The organism is Nitrosococcus halophilus Nc 4 (genome assembly GCF_000024725.1).
Lineage (GTDB): Bacteria > Pseudomonadota > Gammaproteobacteria > Nitrosococcales > Nitrosococcaceae > Nitrosococcus > Nitrosococcus halophilus.
In genome coordinates, this window is the sequence record NC_013960.1 from 1,332,674 (window position 1) to 1,349,356 (window position 16,683).

General features: G+C 47.4%; 10 protein-coding genes. All 10 read left to right on the forward strand.

Going from position 1 to position 16,683, the window contains the following annotated elements; translation table 11 throughout:
• Nucleotides 1-36: 36 nt before the first annotated feature.
• The 10 genes from fcl (at nucleotide 37) to NHAL_RS06560 (ending at nucleotide 16,666) form a co-directional block, all read left to right on the forward strand.
• On the forward strand, nucleotides 37-960 hold the full coding sequence (gene fcl, locus NHAL_RS06520; protein WP_013032376.1) for a GDP-L-fucose synthase: 924 nt from the start codon (nucleotides 37-39) through the stop codon (nucleotides 958-960).
• 432 nt (nucleotides 961-1,392) lie between these two features.
• On the forward strand, nucleotides 1,393-2,217 hold the full coding sequence (locus tag NHAL_RS06525) for a polysaccharide biosynthesis/export family protein (protein WP_013032378.1): 825 nt from the start codon (nucleotides 1,393-1,395) through the stop codon (nucleotides 2,215-2,217).
• A 161-nt stretch (nucleotides 2,218-2,378) separates the two neighbouring features.
• Nucleotides 2,379-3,893, forward strand: coding sequence for an undecaprenyl-phosphate galactose phosphotransferase WbaP (wbaP, locus tag NHAL_RS06530; RefSeq protein ID WP_013032379.1), 1,515 nt, complete (start codon nucleotides 2,379-2,381; stop codon nucleotides 3,891-3,893).
• Nucleotides 3,894-4,783: 890 nt separating this feature from the next.
• A complete protein-coding gene (locus NHAL_RS06535; RefSeq protein WP_013032380.1) occupies nucleotides 4,784-6,505 on the forward strand; it encodes a GMC oxidoreductase in 1,722 nt (573 codons plus the stop codon).
• A 176-nt stretch (nucleotides 6,506-6,681) separates the two neighbouring features.
• Nucleotides 6,682-9,168: a hypothetical protein gene (locus NHAL_RS06540; protein WP_013032381.1), complete on the forward strand. Its 2,487-nt coding sequence runs from the start codon at nucleotides 6,682-6,684 to the stop codon at nucleotides 9,166-9,168.
• 651 nt (nucleotides 9,169-9,819) lie between these two features.
• Nucleotides 9,820-11,985: a hypothetical protein gene (locus NHAL_RS06545; protein ID WP_013032382.1), complete on the forward strand. Its 2,166-nt coding sequence runs from the start codon at nucleotides 9,820-9,822 to the stop codon at nucleotides 11,983-11,985.
• 13 nt (nucleotides 11,986-11,998) lie between these two features.
• Nucleotides 11,999-13,324, forward strand: coding sequence for an NADH:flavin oxidoreductase (locus tag NHAL_RS06550; RefSeq protein ID WP_013032383.1), 1,326 nt, complete (start codon nucleotides 11,999-12,001; stop codon nucleotides 13,322-13,324).
• A 61-nt stretch (nucleotides 13,325-13,385) separates the two neighbouring features.
• The gene (locus NHAL_RS21485; protein ID WP_013032384.1) at nucleotides 13,386-13,553 is read left to right on the forward strand and encodes a hypothetical protein; all 168 of its coding nucleotides are present in this window, start codon (nucleotides 13,386-13,388) and stop codon (nucleotides 13,551-13,553) included.
• Nucleotides 13,554-13,577: 24 nt separating this feature from the next.
• Nucleotides 13,578-15,098, forward strand: a complete 1,521-nt coding sequence (locus tag NHAL_RS06555; protein ID WP_013032385.1) for a c-type cytochrome — start codon at nucleotides 13,578-13,580, stop codon at nucleotides 15,096-15,098.
• Between the two features lie 116 nt (nucleotides 15,099-15,214).
• Nucleotides 15,215-16,666 carry a c-type cytochrome gene (locus tag NHAL_RS06560; protein WP_041355477.1) on the forward strand — a complete coding sequence of 484 codons (1,452 nt, stop codon included), beginning with the start codon at nucleotides 15,215-15,217 and terminating at the stop codon, nucleotides 16,664-16,666.
• Nucleotides 16,667-16,683: the final 17 nt, after the last annotated feature.

Consider the following 16,683-nt stretch of genomic DNA (forward strand, 5'->3'; position numbering starts at 1 on the left):
TTGAAAAAATTTAGAAACTTTATTTGAGCTAATGCTATGCAGCCAGATGAACGAATTTTTGTAGCGGGGCATCGGGGTCTTGTGGGTGCGGCCATTCTCCGCCAGCTAAAGACCGAGGGGTTTAAAAATCTGATTTTCAGGAGTAGTCGGGAACTGGATCTGCGAGACCGGCGGGCGGTCGAGGCATTTTTTGAACAAGAACAGCCGGCCTATGTATTCTTGGCGGCGGCCAAAGTAGGAGGAATTTTGGCCAATAACCGTTATCCCGCCGAGTTCATCTGCGATAATCTTCATATTCAGACTAATGTTATCGATGCAGCTTACCGGGGGGGAGTCAAAAAGCTCTTATTTTTAGGCTCTTCTTGTATTTACCCTAAATATGCTCCCCAGCCCATAAAGGAAGAGTCTCTGCTCACGGGACCTTTGGAACCCACGAACGAGTGGTATGCCGTGGCAAAAATTGCCGGGATTAAGATGAGTCAAGCTTACCGCCGTCAGTATGGCTTTAATGCCATTTCCCTCATGCCCACTAACCTTTATGGACCGGGAGATAACTTTGATTTCAAAACTTCCCACGTACTGCCGGCGCTAATCCGTAAATTTCATGAGGCTAAGGTTGCTTGTGCTCCTGAAGTGGTGGTTTGGGGGAGCGGTACTCCTCGGCGTGAATTTCTGCACGTGGATGACCTGGCGGATGCAGCGATTTTTCTGATGCGGCATTATAATGAAGGGGAAATCATTAATGTGGGGACAGGAAAAGATATCACGATTGCAGATCTAGCTCGATTAATAAAGGAAATTGTAGATTATTCGGGAGAGATTGTATTCGATACTTCAAAACCCGATGGAACACCGCGCAAGCTATTGGACACAACGAAATTAACCCAGCTAGGCTGGCAGCCTAAGATAGATTTGCGCGGAGGGATTGCTTCAACTTATAAGTGGTTTCTGGAGAACTAAAAGCATCCTCCATCTAAGGGGTTGTAAGAAGAGATTCCCACCTTTTATCTTCTGTCCTTAGATGGAAGAGGGTGGAGGTAAGAAAGTGCCTTCACTCTAGCCTTCCTCCTCCAAGGGGAAGGAAATCATAGAATGATTCCCTTTGTCTTCTATTCCCTCTCCCTTGATGGGAGAGGGGTGAAAAAATTCCTTTACCCTGATCTACCTTCTTTTAATAGTATCCCCCAAAATCCTTAAATGCGAGTTTGGTTGGCGGATCATAACCTAAAAAACCATATACTTTAGCAACCAACTTTTCGCGAAGAGAAAAGGGATAAAACTGACTATTTATTGATGAATACGGGGTTTAGTAGTGCGGTGTTGTGAGTCTTTTGTGTCTCATATTTTACTCTTCATGTTTTTGCTCGCACAATTCAAATTAAAGAGAGTACCATGATGAAAACCAAAAGGAACATTTTTGCAGAGATCTGTTTAGGGATGTCTAGTTGGCATAGGGTGAGAGGGGAATATTGGCGTGTCCTTTGTTTATTAGTTATGGGGTTTGTGACAGCCTGTAGTGCCAGTATTCCTTCCCGTGAGGTATCGAGTCAGTTACCAGATTCCACTACAGGTGCGCATTCTGGTTTAAAAACACAAGCGGTGGAGGAAGATACTTTATCCTTATCGTCTCCTTCAGTAGTGGAGCCGGTGGAGGGAAAGGATGATTATCGGGTTGGTCCTTCTGATTTACTTCAAATCAATGTCTTTCAAGTGCCAGAGCTTTCCCAGGCGGTTCGGGTTAACTCCCAGGGATTTATTTCCTTACCACTCATCGGGGTGGTACAAGTGAATGGTTTGACTAGCCAGCAATTGGAAGCGTTGCTAGCAAAGGAATTTGGAGAGAAGTATCTACAGGATCCCCAGGTAAGTGTTTTTATTGAGGAATATGCTAGTCAGCGGGTGACAGTAGAAGGAGCCGTTGCAAGACCCGGTATTTATCCCATTCAAGGGCAAACGACTCTATTACAGGCTATTGCCTCTGCTCAGGGGATAAACGAAGTTGCTGACCAAGAGGAGATAAAGTTATTTCGTTCTAAGGGAGAGGATGAAAAACAAATTTTTTATTATGATATCGAGGCTATCCGGCAAGGAGTTATGCCCGATCCACAAATCCATGCCGATGATATTATCGTGGTTAGTGAATCTGGGACTAAAGTTTTTTTTCATGAACTTTCTAATTATTTCCGCATGTTCCTTAACCCCTTCGTATTTTTCTAATAAAAACATTTAAAACATCTTTTCCTAATCGGTGGATTTAGTCTTCAGGCTTAGACATATTTTGTACTGACCTCAGAAATGACGAGGTAGCTCCGAAGTCAAATCACTTCTTCATCCCATTTAATGAAAATATTAGAGAGTTATATAGGGAGTGTATTGCTATGGCCAATATTAAGCTGACCGCCGACACAGCGCTGCCTTTAAGAGTCAAAATTCCTTCCAGGACTCATACTTATGGGGAGTGGCGTAACCAAATATTATTGCTTGGTGTTGATAGCTTGGTTTTAGTGACGGCTTTCCTAATGGGTCACATAGTCAGTAACTGGTGGTTTAATCGCCCCTTGCTGGAGGATTTTTTCAATGAGGGAGGAGCTATAGGGCAAATTCGCTTGGCTCTTTACCTTGGCGTAATAGCTGTTGTTCTCATTCGATTTTGGGGCTTGGGGCATTATGCCTATCGTAAATCTTTTTGGCAGGAATTGCGGGAGATACTGACTATATTATCAATCGCCTCATTGGTGGATATCGCGATTGTTTTTATGGCAGAAGATTCTTTCTCCAGAACTTGGTTATTGGCTACCTGGTTTCTGGCCTTGTTGTTAGTTCCTCTGATCCGGATATCGGCAAAGCATGCTTTGCGAAAAGCAGGGAAATATGCCAGGCCGACTGTTATTATTGGAACCGGAAAAAATGCCAGAGAGACTGCGGCAGCACTTCGCAGTGATCCTCTTCTTGGGTTTGATGTAGTTGCTTTTTTAGATCCGGAAAGTCAAGCTAGTCCACAAAAAAATTATCTAAAATTAGCGGATAAATTCTTTCCAATTTTCCCAATCACAGAAGAACCAGAAATTATGGTTTCTCGATTGGGTCATCCTCATGTGGTGGTGGCGATGGAGGCAGAAGATCTCTCTCTTCATCGAGAAATGCTAGAAAGATTATGTTTATGTTGCACGAATCTTAATTTGGCTCCTGCCATCCGGGGTTTGCCTATCTTCGGTACCGATATAAGCTATTTCTTTAGTCATGAGGTATTATTGCTGCGGGCACGCAATAATTTGGCGCGTTTTGGTTCCCGCATTTTGAAACGGATTTTTGACATACTTGTTTCCAGCTTGTCTCTTCTCATCCTTTCCCCCTTTTTCACTTATCTTGCTGCTCGTATTCGACTGACGGGAGGCAGTGCTTTTTATGGCCACCTTAGGGTTGGAAAAGGGGGGAAGCCGTTCTTCTGCTATAAGTTTAGGTCTATGGTTCCCAATGCGGATCAAGTTTTAAAAGATCTATTGGCCGCAGATCCTAAAGCCCGGGAGGAGTGGGAGAAGGATTTTAAACTGAAGAAAGACCCCCGAGTTACGTCTATTGGCGCATTTCTGAGAAAAACTAGTTTGGATGAGTTACCCCAACTATGGAATGTGCTTAAGGGGGAAATGAGTTTGGTAGGTCCTCGCCCTATCATTGAAAGTGAGCTTGCCCGCTATGGAAAGCAAGCAAAGTATTATCTAGGGGTAAGGCCCGGTATTACTGGACTCTGGCAAATTAGCGGTCGTAATGACGTGGATTATAGTGAAAGAGTTACCCTGGATGCTTGGTATGTTCGGAATTGGTCTCTATGGTATGACGTTGTTATCCTTCTAAAAACAGTTAGGGTTGTATTGCAGCGAAATGGTGCTTATTAACTGTACCGTGAGTTTCTTTGCTTGAGGCCAAACTGGCCTTGAACAATATCACCAAGAAATGGGCTCAACCCATTCGAGACTGGAAGGCCGTGCTCAATCAATTCGTCATCCTCTTCGCTGAGCGGATGCCCAATTGAAAATTAGTTACACAAAAAACTTGACACCCTCCCGCACCGATTCGTCGGAAGCGAATCGCGACATTCGGAGGATGCCCCCAGGGGGGCGCGCATCAAACCCTTTTTTCAGGGAGGAAAAACGGGTTTGCAAAGCACTACCCCCTCGCTCCTAAACATCTCCTATATTTTATTCATAGGTACTTATAGCCTCTTCGTGCTACTTGTCGGTAGGCCACCTTATACCAATTTAATCAAAGAATGCATATATTAAAGCATCAAAGTGGTTGTTTTGACTGAATATATACAATGCAAGAGCACATGAAATTGGTATTACTCTCATGCAAATCCTGGGAGTAAGGCCCGGCTATTCCCCTTTCCCCTCCTTAGTCCTTTCTTAACTTTCCCTTCTCTTCCTTTCTTTCCCCTTTACCCTAAATGTGAACCGCTATCCACCGTGGCAGAGATGAATAAGGAACGCTACTTTTAGGATAGGCGTTATCGTCCCATAAGGGCAGGTTGCTAAAAACTTTGACTTTTCTAGGAAATAGAATGTTAAAGTAATAAAGGTGGCGAACGATATTTTATTTATTTCATTTACTTAGGCGGACCCTTGTCCCTCGTGTGGAGGGCCTGGCAGGGCTTTTTCCAGGGCAAGAAACCCAGTTATTAAGAAATTTCCCTTCCGGGGCTAGTTTCTGTCCTTGCCCGCATAAGAAGATGATTTCTTACAGGTAAAAAATAAGAAGAAATAGAAAATAACAGGACCATAAAAATATGGCTGATAATGGTGCTTTTGAAGCCGTGGTGGTAGGTAGTGGATTTGGGGGTGCTATCACGGCCTGTCGGCTGTCAAAGAAGTGGCCCGGGAAAGTACTGGTATTGGAGCGTGGGAAGCGCTATCCCATGGGTGCTTTTCCGCGGACGCCCCATGAGGTGGGGAGAAATTTCTGGAATCTTTCTTCCGAATCCCGGTCACGGCCAAAACGCCTTCCCAAGCTTGACTTGCATGGAATGTTTGATATCCGCACTTTCGGTCATATGGATGCTGTGCTCTGCGCGGGCTTGGGGGGTGGCTCATTGATTTACGCCAATGTATTCATGGAACCCCCAGACGAAGTGTTCGCGCAGGGGTGGCCTGAAAGTTGCAAGAAGTATACGCTGCGCCCCTATTACCAATTAGTAAAGGCCGTATTGGGGGCCCGGCCAATCCCGGCAAGTAATGATCCTCGCCGCCGTATCCGCCGGACCAAGCTGTTCCAAAAGCTGGCCAAAGAGCAAGGAAAAGATTCCCAGTTGGTGGATATTAATGTGTTTTTTGGCAATGATTTTGCCCATCCTACCCCCATTGGCACTCAAGAAAGAAATCGTTATGGGGCTTTACAGACTTCCTGTGTGTATTGTGCTGAATGTGATGTGGGATGCAATACTCATTCCAAGAATACCCTGGATCTCAACTATTTGTTTGTGGCTGAAAATCGTTATGAAGCCAAAATTTCCACCGAGCATTTAGTGGAAAAAATTGTTCCTGTGGCCGAAAACGGGGCTGATGATCCCCATGCCGATGGTGATTATGGATATCGTGTCTATTACCGAGACCTCAATAGCCAGAAAGAATGCTCTGTATTCACCCGCCGAGTCATTGTTGCCGCCGGTACCTTGGGTTCCAATGAATTATTGTTACGGTGCCGGGATGTGTTTAAGACTCTGCCAAACATCAATAAAAACTTAGGACAAGGATTTTCTGGCAATGGAGATTTTTTATCCTTTGTGATTGAAGGTAAGGAGCCTGCTGATCCTAATTATGGCCCCGTCATCACTCAGCGTACCGACTATAATTTGTTTGGTCACTTTGATCGAGAACGGGCTTTTATTCTTGAGGATGCCAGCTATCCTGCCTTTGCTGCCTGGTATGTAGAAGGCATTCGTCCCCGTTTGTCCCACTTCTCAGCAATCGTAAAGATCATTCAACAGGCCTTTAGACGCTGGTTCTTGGGTAAATCCATGGGGCGGATTGGGGACACTTTTCATGATCTACTGGGCAATGAGGTCTCTTACCAGAGCAGTGTGCTGTTGTGCATGGGGCTGGATCGGGGCAATGGCACAATGACACTTAGTCAGGATGGCTATGTGCAAATACATTGGCCGTACCGGGATAGCCTCTCTTTATATCGAGCAATGCTGAAAGCAGGGAAGCATTTTCGCAAGCAAGTCGGTGCTAAAGCATTTGTCCCCTTGCCCAACTGGTGGTGGCCCTTTCGTAGAAACATCACGGTCCATCCTCTGGGCGGTTGTCGGCTGGCAGAAAATCCTGGAGAGGGGGTCACCAGTGCCAAGCCGGAGGAATTGGGCCAAGTTTTCGGCTATAAAGGATTGTACGTAGCTGACGGCTCGATCGTGCCCACTGCCGTTGGGGCTAATCCCATTGCCACCATATCTGCGTTAGCGGAGCGGGTGGCGGAAGGAATTACGGGTATCAAGCCTGATCCCGATCTATAGAACATTGATGATCTCCTTTTGAGGATATGGTGTTGAAGCATGTTTTGTGATGTTCTTGGGTATGGGTGCATACTCTACGCTTCTCAAAACGGGTAGTTGTCGAGAAATCAGAAACCTCGCCCGGCTCGGCAGGGTGGAAAATTATTATTATAACGCTGGGACCATAGGGGGCTTTAATGGCTATGTTCCAAGGTAAAGGGTTAGGTCGGTCGAGGTCAGATCGATCATTTAAAGGGCCAGTAGCCTGGCTTTTTGGACGTCAGTTGATCGCGGGCCTTAAATGGATTGCGATTTACGCCTTTTTTGGGGATAAACTTGACTCTCGGGATTGGATGCGGGCCGAGATTAATGATCGCCATGGGGAGGCGCCCGAGGGGGAGGCATTTTGGTTCGATTATCTTGCCGATTCGGGAGATGGACAATGTGCAACCTACAATATTGCCTACTTATGTATGCACGATCTCTGGCTCCCAAACGAGAATAGCGCGCCGGATCTCAACAAAGAAACCAAAACGGTTTCTTTAGCCGATGATACGGGAAATGCCTTCAAGTTGCCGCGGGGCGAATTCTTATTTGTGGGGGGGGATACGGCCTACCACATTGCCGATTACACCACCTTGGCGGAGAGATTTCAGAGACCTTTTAATTGGGCCTATGAAGACATCTTTGGGCCAGAGGTCACTCCTGAAGCACGGCGGCCCATTTATGGGATACCGGGGAATCATGATTATTATGATGCCCTGGATGGATTTAATCGTCAGTTCCGCAAACCTTTTAACCTGGAAAATGTTGATGAGGTTGGAAGCACTCAGCCTCAACTGAAGCTCAAGGGATTCGAACGTACCCAGGAAGCCAGCTATGTGGCATTGAAATTGCCCTATGGGTGGTGGTTCTGGGGATTGGATGCCCAAGGGGGAAGCATCGATCGACGGCAGGCAACATTTTTTTCGTCTATTTGTAACCCGCAAATTTCTGAAGCCAAGGCCGAGTCGGTACCGCGAGTGCCCGATAAATTAATCGTGGCTACTCCGGAACCCGCCATCAAGTTTGGGAAGTGGGCTAAAGAAGATGAAAAAATTGTTGAGACCTTTGAAAAGCTGGGCCTGGAGCCCAGTTTCCTCAAGTCCAAAGGGGGAAGATTATCTCCTACCCAGTGCCGGCTTGATATCTCGGGAGACATTCATCATTATGCTCGCTATTGGGGTCAAAACGCTGCCGATCACTCTGAAAATACCCGCTCCAACTATGCCTCAGTGGTGGCCGGTGGCGGCGGAGCTTTTCTTCATCCGTCACACACAGACGTTGAGGAAGTTGCGGAAAACCAACTCTATCCTTCTCGGCGGGATTCTCATCGGCTTATCACCAAGCGCCTTTTGATGCCCTGGAATATTTTCCAAGGCGGATATATCTGGCTTGCTGGTGCTATCATTGCGCTAATGACCTACTTCGCAGCGGCCATTCCAGAGAGCAGTTGGTCGATTTTTAAATTGATTCCTGATGAGCTGAGGCCCCTGCAGAATAATGGTGATTCCTTACTCAGCCGTATTCAAGGGGCGCTAACTATTGAGTGGGGTAGTTTGACTTACGAGTATTATTGGGATTTAGGTTATGCCATTGTATTAGTGGCTTTGTTAGTCGCTAGTGCAGTTCGAACCAAAGGATTTTTTGAAGCGGCTATGGAGAGCGGTCCAGGAGCTTGGATTCGTTGCCATTATCAGTTTATTGGATTCCACTTGGCGCTTTTTGCTCCCATTGGATTTTTTATTTATTGGGGACCCGATGTTGACCCCCATCCCTTTCTAGCCAGTTTGTTGGTGTTCCTGTTTTTGGTGGCCTCTTTGGTCAGTCTCGTGGCTAGTCGGCGCTATAGCAATGTATTGTTCGAGCGAGCCAAATCCCACAGGGTCATCCAATGGGATTACACTCCCCTGTGGATTCTGATGCTTTTTGCAGTGGTCAGTATCTGCTATGGTTTGTGGCATTATGGTATGTATCCTGTCTCGGTAGTCCTCTCCGATACGCTGACGGCTTTAATCCTGTTGCTTACCCTGGGCGGGTTGATTCTTTTTGCTGCTGTCGTGGGGGGTAGCCTGCAAGATAAAGTCGGAAAATGGCGGTTTGCAGCATTGGGGGGCTGGCATGCGGTGCTTCAAATTGGGGTTCCCTTTCTGTTGGTTGTCTATAGCTCCTGGACAACTATTCTTATGGTTGTTGGCGGGGTTCTCCTTGTCACGTTACTGACCGCCTGGATAATGACACAGCCCCCAATGGGTAATGAAAGTCTCCTGGACCAGGAAAAGTTGGGTCGCTGGTTGCTACTGCTATGGTTAATTGTGGGGGCTTCTGTCATGGTGGTTGCCGGCTGGGGATCAGCGGTGGAAGTGAGCTGGGGACGCCTTGCTGCCGCCTTTCTGGTAGGAGGGATATTAAGCTGCGTCTGGTTTGGCTGGTATCTGGCTGTGGCTCTCGCTTTTAATGGCCATAACAATGAAGCGGGGGGAGGAGCCCGGTCCGAAAACTATCGGCATTTTATCCGTTTTAGGCTGACGCCAGAAAAATTAACGGGATATGTGATTGGAATTGACCAGCCCGTGGAATCTTTTCAAGGGGAAAAGGGGGGTCCTAAATTTCGGCTTGTTGATGTCTTCACGATAGGTCTTTAGAAGCCTCTACTTGTTGGGGTGGTTTTAGCCTTTATGGGCCTTGCTAATAGAAATAAGGCTAATAAAGCGCACCAGATCCCTGTGGTAAAGCTTAAGTAAGTAGAAACACGTATTCAATTCGCCTTTACGGTAGCCAACAATAAATGATAACACGTATTCAATTCACCTTTCCTATCACTGAGTTAAACACACATTAAAACTACCTCGTATAAAAAATCACGCAGTAATTGTTAAAAAAATTACATCAGGAGAGTGATAGCTGGCCATACAATCCATTATTCAGACACTCAAATAGCTTTGTTCCTTTCCATCTTAGAGAGGCTGTTTAAGAATAGTAATTTCTTGTCGATAAAAGGAAAATCATGTTCGGGTAATCCAATATGAGAGGGAATATCGGAGTTTTGAAAGGGTATCGCCGGTAACAAAATAGGTCGTTCAAAGTGCGCGAAGAGTAGCTATCGAGTCAGGTTGCCGGCGGCTCGCTCCCATACCCCATCAGTAAGAGGCATTTCAAATGAATTAATAAAGGCCTCGATGAGTTAATCTGCAATGCAATAGGTGTGGAGGTACTTTGAGTTAATTGCTTCAGTTGAGTTCCAGTAACACCCTAGATTGACAGAAATGACGCTTTAGACAAGTGGAGAAGCATCAATGAAAAAGACAAATACGGCACTGTCCTGTCTTATCGTGACTGCCGCCATAATAATCGGTGGATGCGATAGTCAGCCTGAACAGAAAGGTTCAACAGAGCCCCAGTATCCTGAACCTTTCAAGCATCGTTTTGCCGGTTACGACAAGGAATGTGGTGGTATTCCAGGTTATTTGGAACCCTATCATTATGGTTATGACCTCACCCCGGAAGAGCAGCGGGGGGCTTGCACCTGGTATCTATGGGCAGGTGGTGATCCCATGGGGGAGAATGCAACCCAGCCCAATGCGGGAGGGAATCCCCATTTTTGGCGTGAGGCTGAGGCCCGTACTTGGAAGATTGCCAAGGTCAGTGGCCTCCAGGTTAATCTTAATTTCTTGGCCTTTCTGGACACTCGCTTACGGGACGAACGTTTCGAGAAATTTGGGGTACTCAATGACCCCGGTTGTAAAAAAGCAAGCGAGCCCGATGCCTACGGTTTATGGTTGGATGAATGCGAAGATCCCTACTCTAGTGGGGTGATGGGACTCCGGTTATTCCCCAATAAAAACTTTGATCCCGAGAAATGGGATGCCCAAAAATATCTGGAGGAAGATGCCACCATCGAGCCGCCTTATTTGACGGGGTTAACTTGTGGTATTTGCCATATTGCGTTCAATCCGGTTAATCCGCCCGAAGATCCCGAGCATCCTGAATGGGAGAACCTTGCCGGGGCGTTTGGCAATCAATACATCCGAGAAGGGGCTCTGTTTGGACAGGGTTTAAGTGAGGAAGATTTTCTCTACTGGGTCTATGCCAAACAGCCCGCAGGAACTTCCGATACTTCCCGTATCAGCATGGATTTTATCGATAACCCCAATGCGATTAATTCTATTTTTTACATCACCTCAGCTCGGCCTACTTATGAGGAAGTGATGAATGATGGTACCACCGAGAAGGTCCCCCATATTCTTAAAGATGGTGCCGATTCCATTGGGGCAGGCGGTGCAGCACTGCGGGTCTATGTCAATATTGGAACTTGCGGCGACTATCGGATGAGCGTTGACGATACTTTCCTTGGTATCAAACCCCAACGTCCCTTCGATCTTGAGAAGGCAGAGGCTGAATGTGAGGATTGGCGTCTGACTGCCGAGCGTATGGATGATGCCGCCGCCTTCTTGGATTCTCCTCCCCCCTTTAAGCTCCAAGATGCGCCGGGTGGTGATCAGTACCTGACTAAAGACGAAGAAAAATTGAATTTAGGGAAGGAGGTTTTTGCTCAATACTGTGCCCGTTGCCATTCCAGCAAATTGCCGGAAGGCTATAGCCACGAAGGGAGGGAGAAGCATGCTGAAGAGGCGAGGAAAGACTGGCTGAAATTGGTCATGCAGGATGATTTTCTGGAAAATAACTTCCTCTCCGATGACCGGCGTTATCCTCTCTATTCCGACGATCCTAGTATTGCCATTGGCACCAACGCTGCCCGGGCAGTGGCTTCCAATGCCCTCGAGGGTCATGTTTGGCAGAATTTCTCATCCCAGACCTATAAAGAGCTGCCGTCGGTCGGCAAAGTGGCCTTTTACAATCCCTTTAATCCCGATAATGCCATCGAATATGAGTTCCCGGCCGGCGGTCGCGGCTATTACCGTACCCCCTCCTTGATCAGCGTGTGGGCCACAGCGCCGCTCTTACACAACAACATGCTGGGAATCTACAATCATGATCCTTCGGTTAAAGGGCGGGTCGAAGCCTTTATGGATGCGGCTGAAAAATTACTCTGGCCGGAGAAGCGTCTAGGTCCGGACTCCATTAAGGTGACCCCGAGGGATACCTATCTGCGGTTCCGTTCCCTAGAGGTTCGGGTTCCGAAGGGCACTCCCATTAAGCTTCTGGCCAATATTGATTTAAGCAAAGCGTTCGACAAAAAAGAACTGCTCAATGATTTGAAAGAGGCTTTAAAGGATCCAGCCCGCCTGGTCAGGTTGGTGAAAGCCCTCAAGGGCGAGGAGCAATTTGACGATGAATTGAAGAAGTTGGTTCCCAAGTTGCTGACCTATAATCAGATCCCTGACTTTATTGAGGATAAGGGACACAACACCCACATTTGCCGAGATTTCTCCGATGAAAACATCTCTTGTCTTTCTGACGAGCAGAAGTGGGCATTAATCGAGTACCTGAAGCTGCTATAAGGGGGCCTGGATCGTGGAAAATGACCTTATTTTTCAACCTTTAGAGTTTAAGAATTTAACCGTCAAGAACCGGATCTTCCGCTCCAGTATTTCCGGCCGCTGGGATAACTACGATGGATCGGGAACCCAGGCCCGTATTAACTGGGAAGAAAAGTTTGCCCGGGGAGGGGTGGGTGCCATCATCTCCTCCTTCGTGCCCATTCATGTGCGGGGCCGGATCATGCCCAATTACGCCATGATTGATGATGACGACAAGATTCCCTTTTGGCGTAAGGTGGCTGAGAAAGTCCATGAGTATGACAGCAAGTTTATCATGCAGCTGAGTCACTCTGGACGCCAGCGGGATGTTCCGGGGGTTGAGAACTTGATGAATAAGGGACTTTCATCAACCAGCAAGATGGATACGTTTCATGGCCTGCTCTGTCAGGCCATGACCCTGGGGGAAATTAAACAGACTATCCAGCAATTTGTCGATGGCGCTCGTCGGGCCCGGGAAGCAGGGCTCGACGGGGTGGAATTACATGCTTCCCATGGTTATCTCTTTACTCAGTTTTTAAGCTCTGGGATTAATGACCGTAAGGATGAATATGGCGGCTCATTAGAGAACCGGGCCCGTTTCTTGTTAGACGTTATTCATGGGATCCGCAAGGAAGTGGGTGACGATTATCACCTCCAGGTCAAAATCAATATTGTTGATGAAAACAATGCCCTCTATCCCTGGGAAAAATGGGGAAACAAACCGGAAGAGTATGTTCAAATTTGTAAATGGGTAGAGGAGGCCGGCGCGGATGGATTGCATGTTTCGGCGGGGAGTCTCTTTCCCCATCCTTTAGTTCCGCCAGGGGGATTCCCTCTGGATGAGGCCAATTGGTGGTATGGCAGTATGGCCTCCAGCGGTGTGCGTGGTTACATGAATTATACGGTTTTCCATTTCAAGGTCTTGAGGCCACTATTTCTTTGGCTCTGGAACCGCACTAAGAAAAAATATCCCATTGAGGGAGTCAGTGCTGAACTTTGTAAGAAAGTTAAAGAAAGCGTCAATATTCCAGTCCTCAATACCGGGGGTTATCAGGATGGCAAGTTGATCCGGAAGGTGATTTCTGAGGGGTACTGTGATGGGGTGGCCATTGCCCGTCCTTTGATTGCTAATAATGATCTGGCCAAGATACTTGAGCAGGGTAAGGATCTGCCTGATAAACCTTGCTCATTTTGCAACCGATGCCTCCTTAATGCGCCTGCTAATCCATTGGGCTGCTACGATTTGCGTCGCTATGACAACGATCATGATGCCATGATTAGGGAGGTGATGACTGTTTATGATCCTCCACCTTTTCGTTAGTTCAAATATCTTTTCGATATGATGATCTAAATAGCATTTTAATTTTATAAAAGGGTTGCAAATGAATAACACTGAAACCCAAACCGTCCAAACCGTAGCAAAGGATCAAACGATTGAGGATGTGGTTCTTGAGAGTCCTGTCGACCAACATGAATTAAAAGTCCGGAAGCGGCTAATGATCATTATCCCGGCTGTTATCCTTTTTTTGCTACTGATCGCCTTACTTTGATCCTGTCACGGAGTATCGATTGACATGGCTACGCAACAGAAGCAGTCAGCGGCTAAATCGGAAAAGCCTAGGAAGTCGCGACCTATCTTCACTATCTTGGTAATCGCTATTATCGTTGTAATTGGCGGTTATCTCATCGCTCGTTTTGTGCCTGAAAAGCCGGTGGACTATGAAGCCATTGATGAACATTTTAAATACGGTTCCATTGGTAGCGAACCGGTAAGTGGCCTGCCCTATTGGATATGGAAAGTCCTTCCAGAAATGTTTCCAGAGAAGTTTCCAGGGAAGGGAGGATATGCTTCATTCGGATTCATTTACGAGGAAGGGCGGGATTTGCCAATTGGGGTATCACAACGTCGGGTGACGGGGATCGATCGGGTTTGGTTGAACTGTGCAGTTTGTCATACGGGTACCCTACGGGAAACAAAAGATAGCGAGCCCCAGATCTTCTTGGGAATGCCTGCAAACGACTTCAAATTGTACCAATTCATCCAGTTTTTGAGAGAGGTTGCCTTAGATAACCGCTTTACCTCAGAAAATGTGATGGCAACGATTGAGGAAATGGGGGGTGATCTTGATCCTATCGAGAAGCTTATCTATCGCTACTTCGTTGTTGATCAGGTGAGAACCTCCCTCTTTGATCTGCGTGACCAATTGGCTTTTCTTGACCGCCAATATCCTTGGGGACCAGGCCGGGTGGATACCTTTAACCCTTATAAGGCCATCCAGTTTAATTTCCCTATGGACCAGTTGCCTGAAGAGGAGTTAATTGGCCCGGCCGATTACCCTTCAATTTGGGATCAGCGGCCACGGGAAGGGATGTACTTACATTGGGATGGCAATAATCCCTCCGTCAAGGAGCGTAATAAAAGCGCCGCCTTGGGGGCGGGCGTTACGCCGGTCACCATTGACTTGGAGCGGCTCGGGCGTATTGAAGATTGGTTATGGGATTTTAAGCCTCCGGCTTATCCTAAGGAGATTGATCAGCCTAAAGCGGCTGAAGGCAAGCAGCTTTATGTCCAATATTGCGCCGAATGCCATGGCATGAAGGAAGGGGATCAGTACCTGTTTGATACCGATCGATTCGCTCGCCTAGGAAGGGTGGAGTCCATAGAGGAGATCGGTACCGATCCGGGACGGCTCAACTCCTATACCGAAGTGTTATCCGTCAACCAAAATACCCTTTATGTGGGCTATCCTTGGCGTTTCAATCATTTCCGAAAAACCAATGGCTATGCCAACATGCCCTTGGATGGTATCTGGCTACGGGCTCCCTATTTGCACAACGGTTCGGTGCCGACGCTGCGCGATCTGCTGGAGCCGGCAGAAAACCGGCCGAAGGTGTTTTATCGGGGTTATAACGTCTATGACTGGGAAAAGGTGGGGTTTGTCTCCGAGGTTGCCGAAGAGGGTGGTCGCCCCTTCTTTAAGTTCGATACCCAGGTGGAGGGGAACTCCAATGCTGGCCATGAAGGCGAGGCTTACGGCACCTATCTAAGCGGAGCACAGAAGGAAGCCATCGTCGAATATATGAAGACCTTTTAGAAAAAATCAGTGGATCAGCAGAAGGAATTAAAAAATGAGTCGTTATGCTGTTTGGAACGGCCGCGGAGTACGGTTTGGAATCATCTTATGGCGATGAAATAGGAGGACCAGAGCTAATGCAGTCAAAAGTAGTTCGCTGGATCATTGTACTGTTGGCGTTAGCCCTGGTGATTGGGGCCGTTGGCTGGTACAAACTTTTTCGCGAAGTTGAACAAACCTCTCTGCAAGAGGCTTCGGATGAAGAGTGGTTTAAATATGGTTCAATTGGCAGCGAGGCGGAGCAAGGCGTTCCCTATTGGATTTGGCGCGTCTTGCCTAAGATGTTTCCTGAGTATCTGCCTGGGCCTGGTGGTTATGCTGCGCTTGGTGTTCCCTGGGAGCAAGGTCAGGAATTACCAGTGGGGTTCTCCAAAAAAACCGTGGGGTTTTCCCGGGTGTCTTTCAACTGCGCCTTTTGCCACTCGGCAAGGTATCGCCTGGAAAAAGATAGCCAGCCTATTATTGTGGTTCCTGGACCGGGAAATACCGTCAGGCCCCAAGATTATGCCCGTTTTCTAGCCGCTGCGGCCAATGATGCCAGGTTCAATCCAGACAACATTATGGAGCAGATCGGTTTGATTTACGAATTGCCGTGGTTGGACAAATTGCTCTATCGTTACTTGATTATTCCCGCGACCAAAAAAGCGCTTATCCAATACGGGCAAGATTTTGCGTGGTCTCAGGAAAGACCACCGTGGGGGACGGGGCGGATTGATCCTTTTAATCCCATTAAGTTCGGGATTCTGCAAATGGGAATCGATTCAACCATTGGCAATGCGGATATGATGCCTCTCTGGAACATGAAAGTCCGTGAAGGGGATGCCCTCCACTGGGATGGTCTAAATACTAATCTTCATGAGGTGGTGATCAGTTCCGCCATTGGCGATGGCATGACTTACAAAGCCATTGCCCATGATAGCCTGGATCGTATTGAGGCCTGGTTACAGGAAGTACCGCCGCCTGATTCACCCTTTGATGCCAATGAAGATCCCGCTTCTCCATACCATTTGGATGAACAACTGGCAGCAACGGGTAAAGAAATTTATGAGCAGCATTGCGCTAAATGCCATGCGCCGGGAGGGGAGCGACATAGGACGGTAATCCCGGTTGAGGAAGTGGGTACTGATCGCCACCGGGTGGATATGTGGACGGCTGAAGCGGCTAAGCGCTACAACGCCTATCAGGAAGATTACGATTGGGGAATGCGTCACTTTAGGGACGTGGACGGCTATGTGGCGGTGTCCCACGATGGCCTATGGTTGCGGGGTCCTTATCTTCATAATGGTTCCGTACCTACTCTGCGGGATATGCTGAAAAAACCGGAAGAACGACCCAAAGTCTTTTACCGGGGTTACGATCTTTTCGATCCTATCAATGTGGGGTTCGTGTCCCAAGGGGAAGAAGCGGAGCGTATCGGTTTCCGCTATGACACTCGGGTTCCCGGTAACAGCAATCAAGGACATTTGTTTGGTACCGAGCTTCCGGAAGAGCAAAAAGAAGCCTTGTTTGAGTACTTAAAGACACTTTGATAAAGTAGGAGTCGAAT

What these genes read in the sequence shown, in the direction of transcription:
- fcl (WP_013032376.1), top strand. Translation starts at nt 37, where the DNA reads ATGCAGCCAGATGAACGAATTTTTGTAGCGGGGCATCGGGGTCTTGTG.
- NHAL_RS06525 (WP_013032378.1), top strand. Translation starts at nt 1,393, where the DNA reads ATGATGAAAACCAAAAGGAACATTTTTGCAGAGATCTGTTTAGGGATG.
- wbaP (WP_013032379.1), top strand. Translation starts at nt 2,379, where the DNA reads ATGGCCAATATTAAGCTGACCGCCGACACAGCGCTGCCTTTAAGAGTC.
- NHAL_RS06535 (WP_013032380.1), top strand. Translation starts at nt 4,784, where the DNA reads ATGGCTGATAATGGTGCTTTTGAAGCCGTGGTGGTAGGTAGTGGATTT.
- NHAL_RS06540 (WP_013032381.1), top strand. Translation starts at nt 6,682, where the DNA reads ATGGCTATGTTCCAAGGTAAAGGGTTAGGTCGGTCGAGGTCAGATCGA.
- NHAL_RS06545 (WP_013032382.1), top strand. Translation starts at nt 9,820, where the DNA reads ATGAAAAAGACAAATACGGCACTGTCCTGTCTTATCGTGACTGCCGCC.
- NHAL_RS21485 (WP_013032384.1), top strand. Translation starts at nt 13,386, where the DNA reads ATGAATAACACTGAAACCCAAACCGTCCAAACCGTAGCAAAGGATCAA.
- NHAL_RS06555 (WP_013032385.1), top strand. Translation starts at nt 13,578, where the DNA reads ATGGCTACGCAACAGAAGCAGTCAGCGGCTAAATCGGAAAAGCCTAGG.
- NHAL_RS06560 (WP_041355477.1), top strand. Translation starts at nt 15,215, where the DNA reads ATGCAGTCAAAAGTAGTTCGCTGGATCATTGTACTGTTGGCGTTAGCC.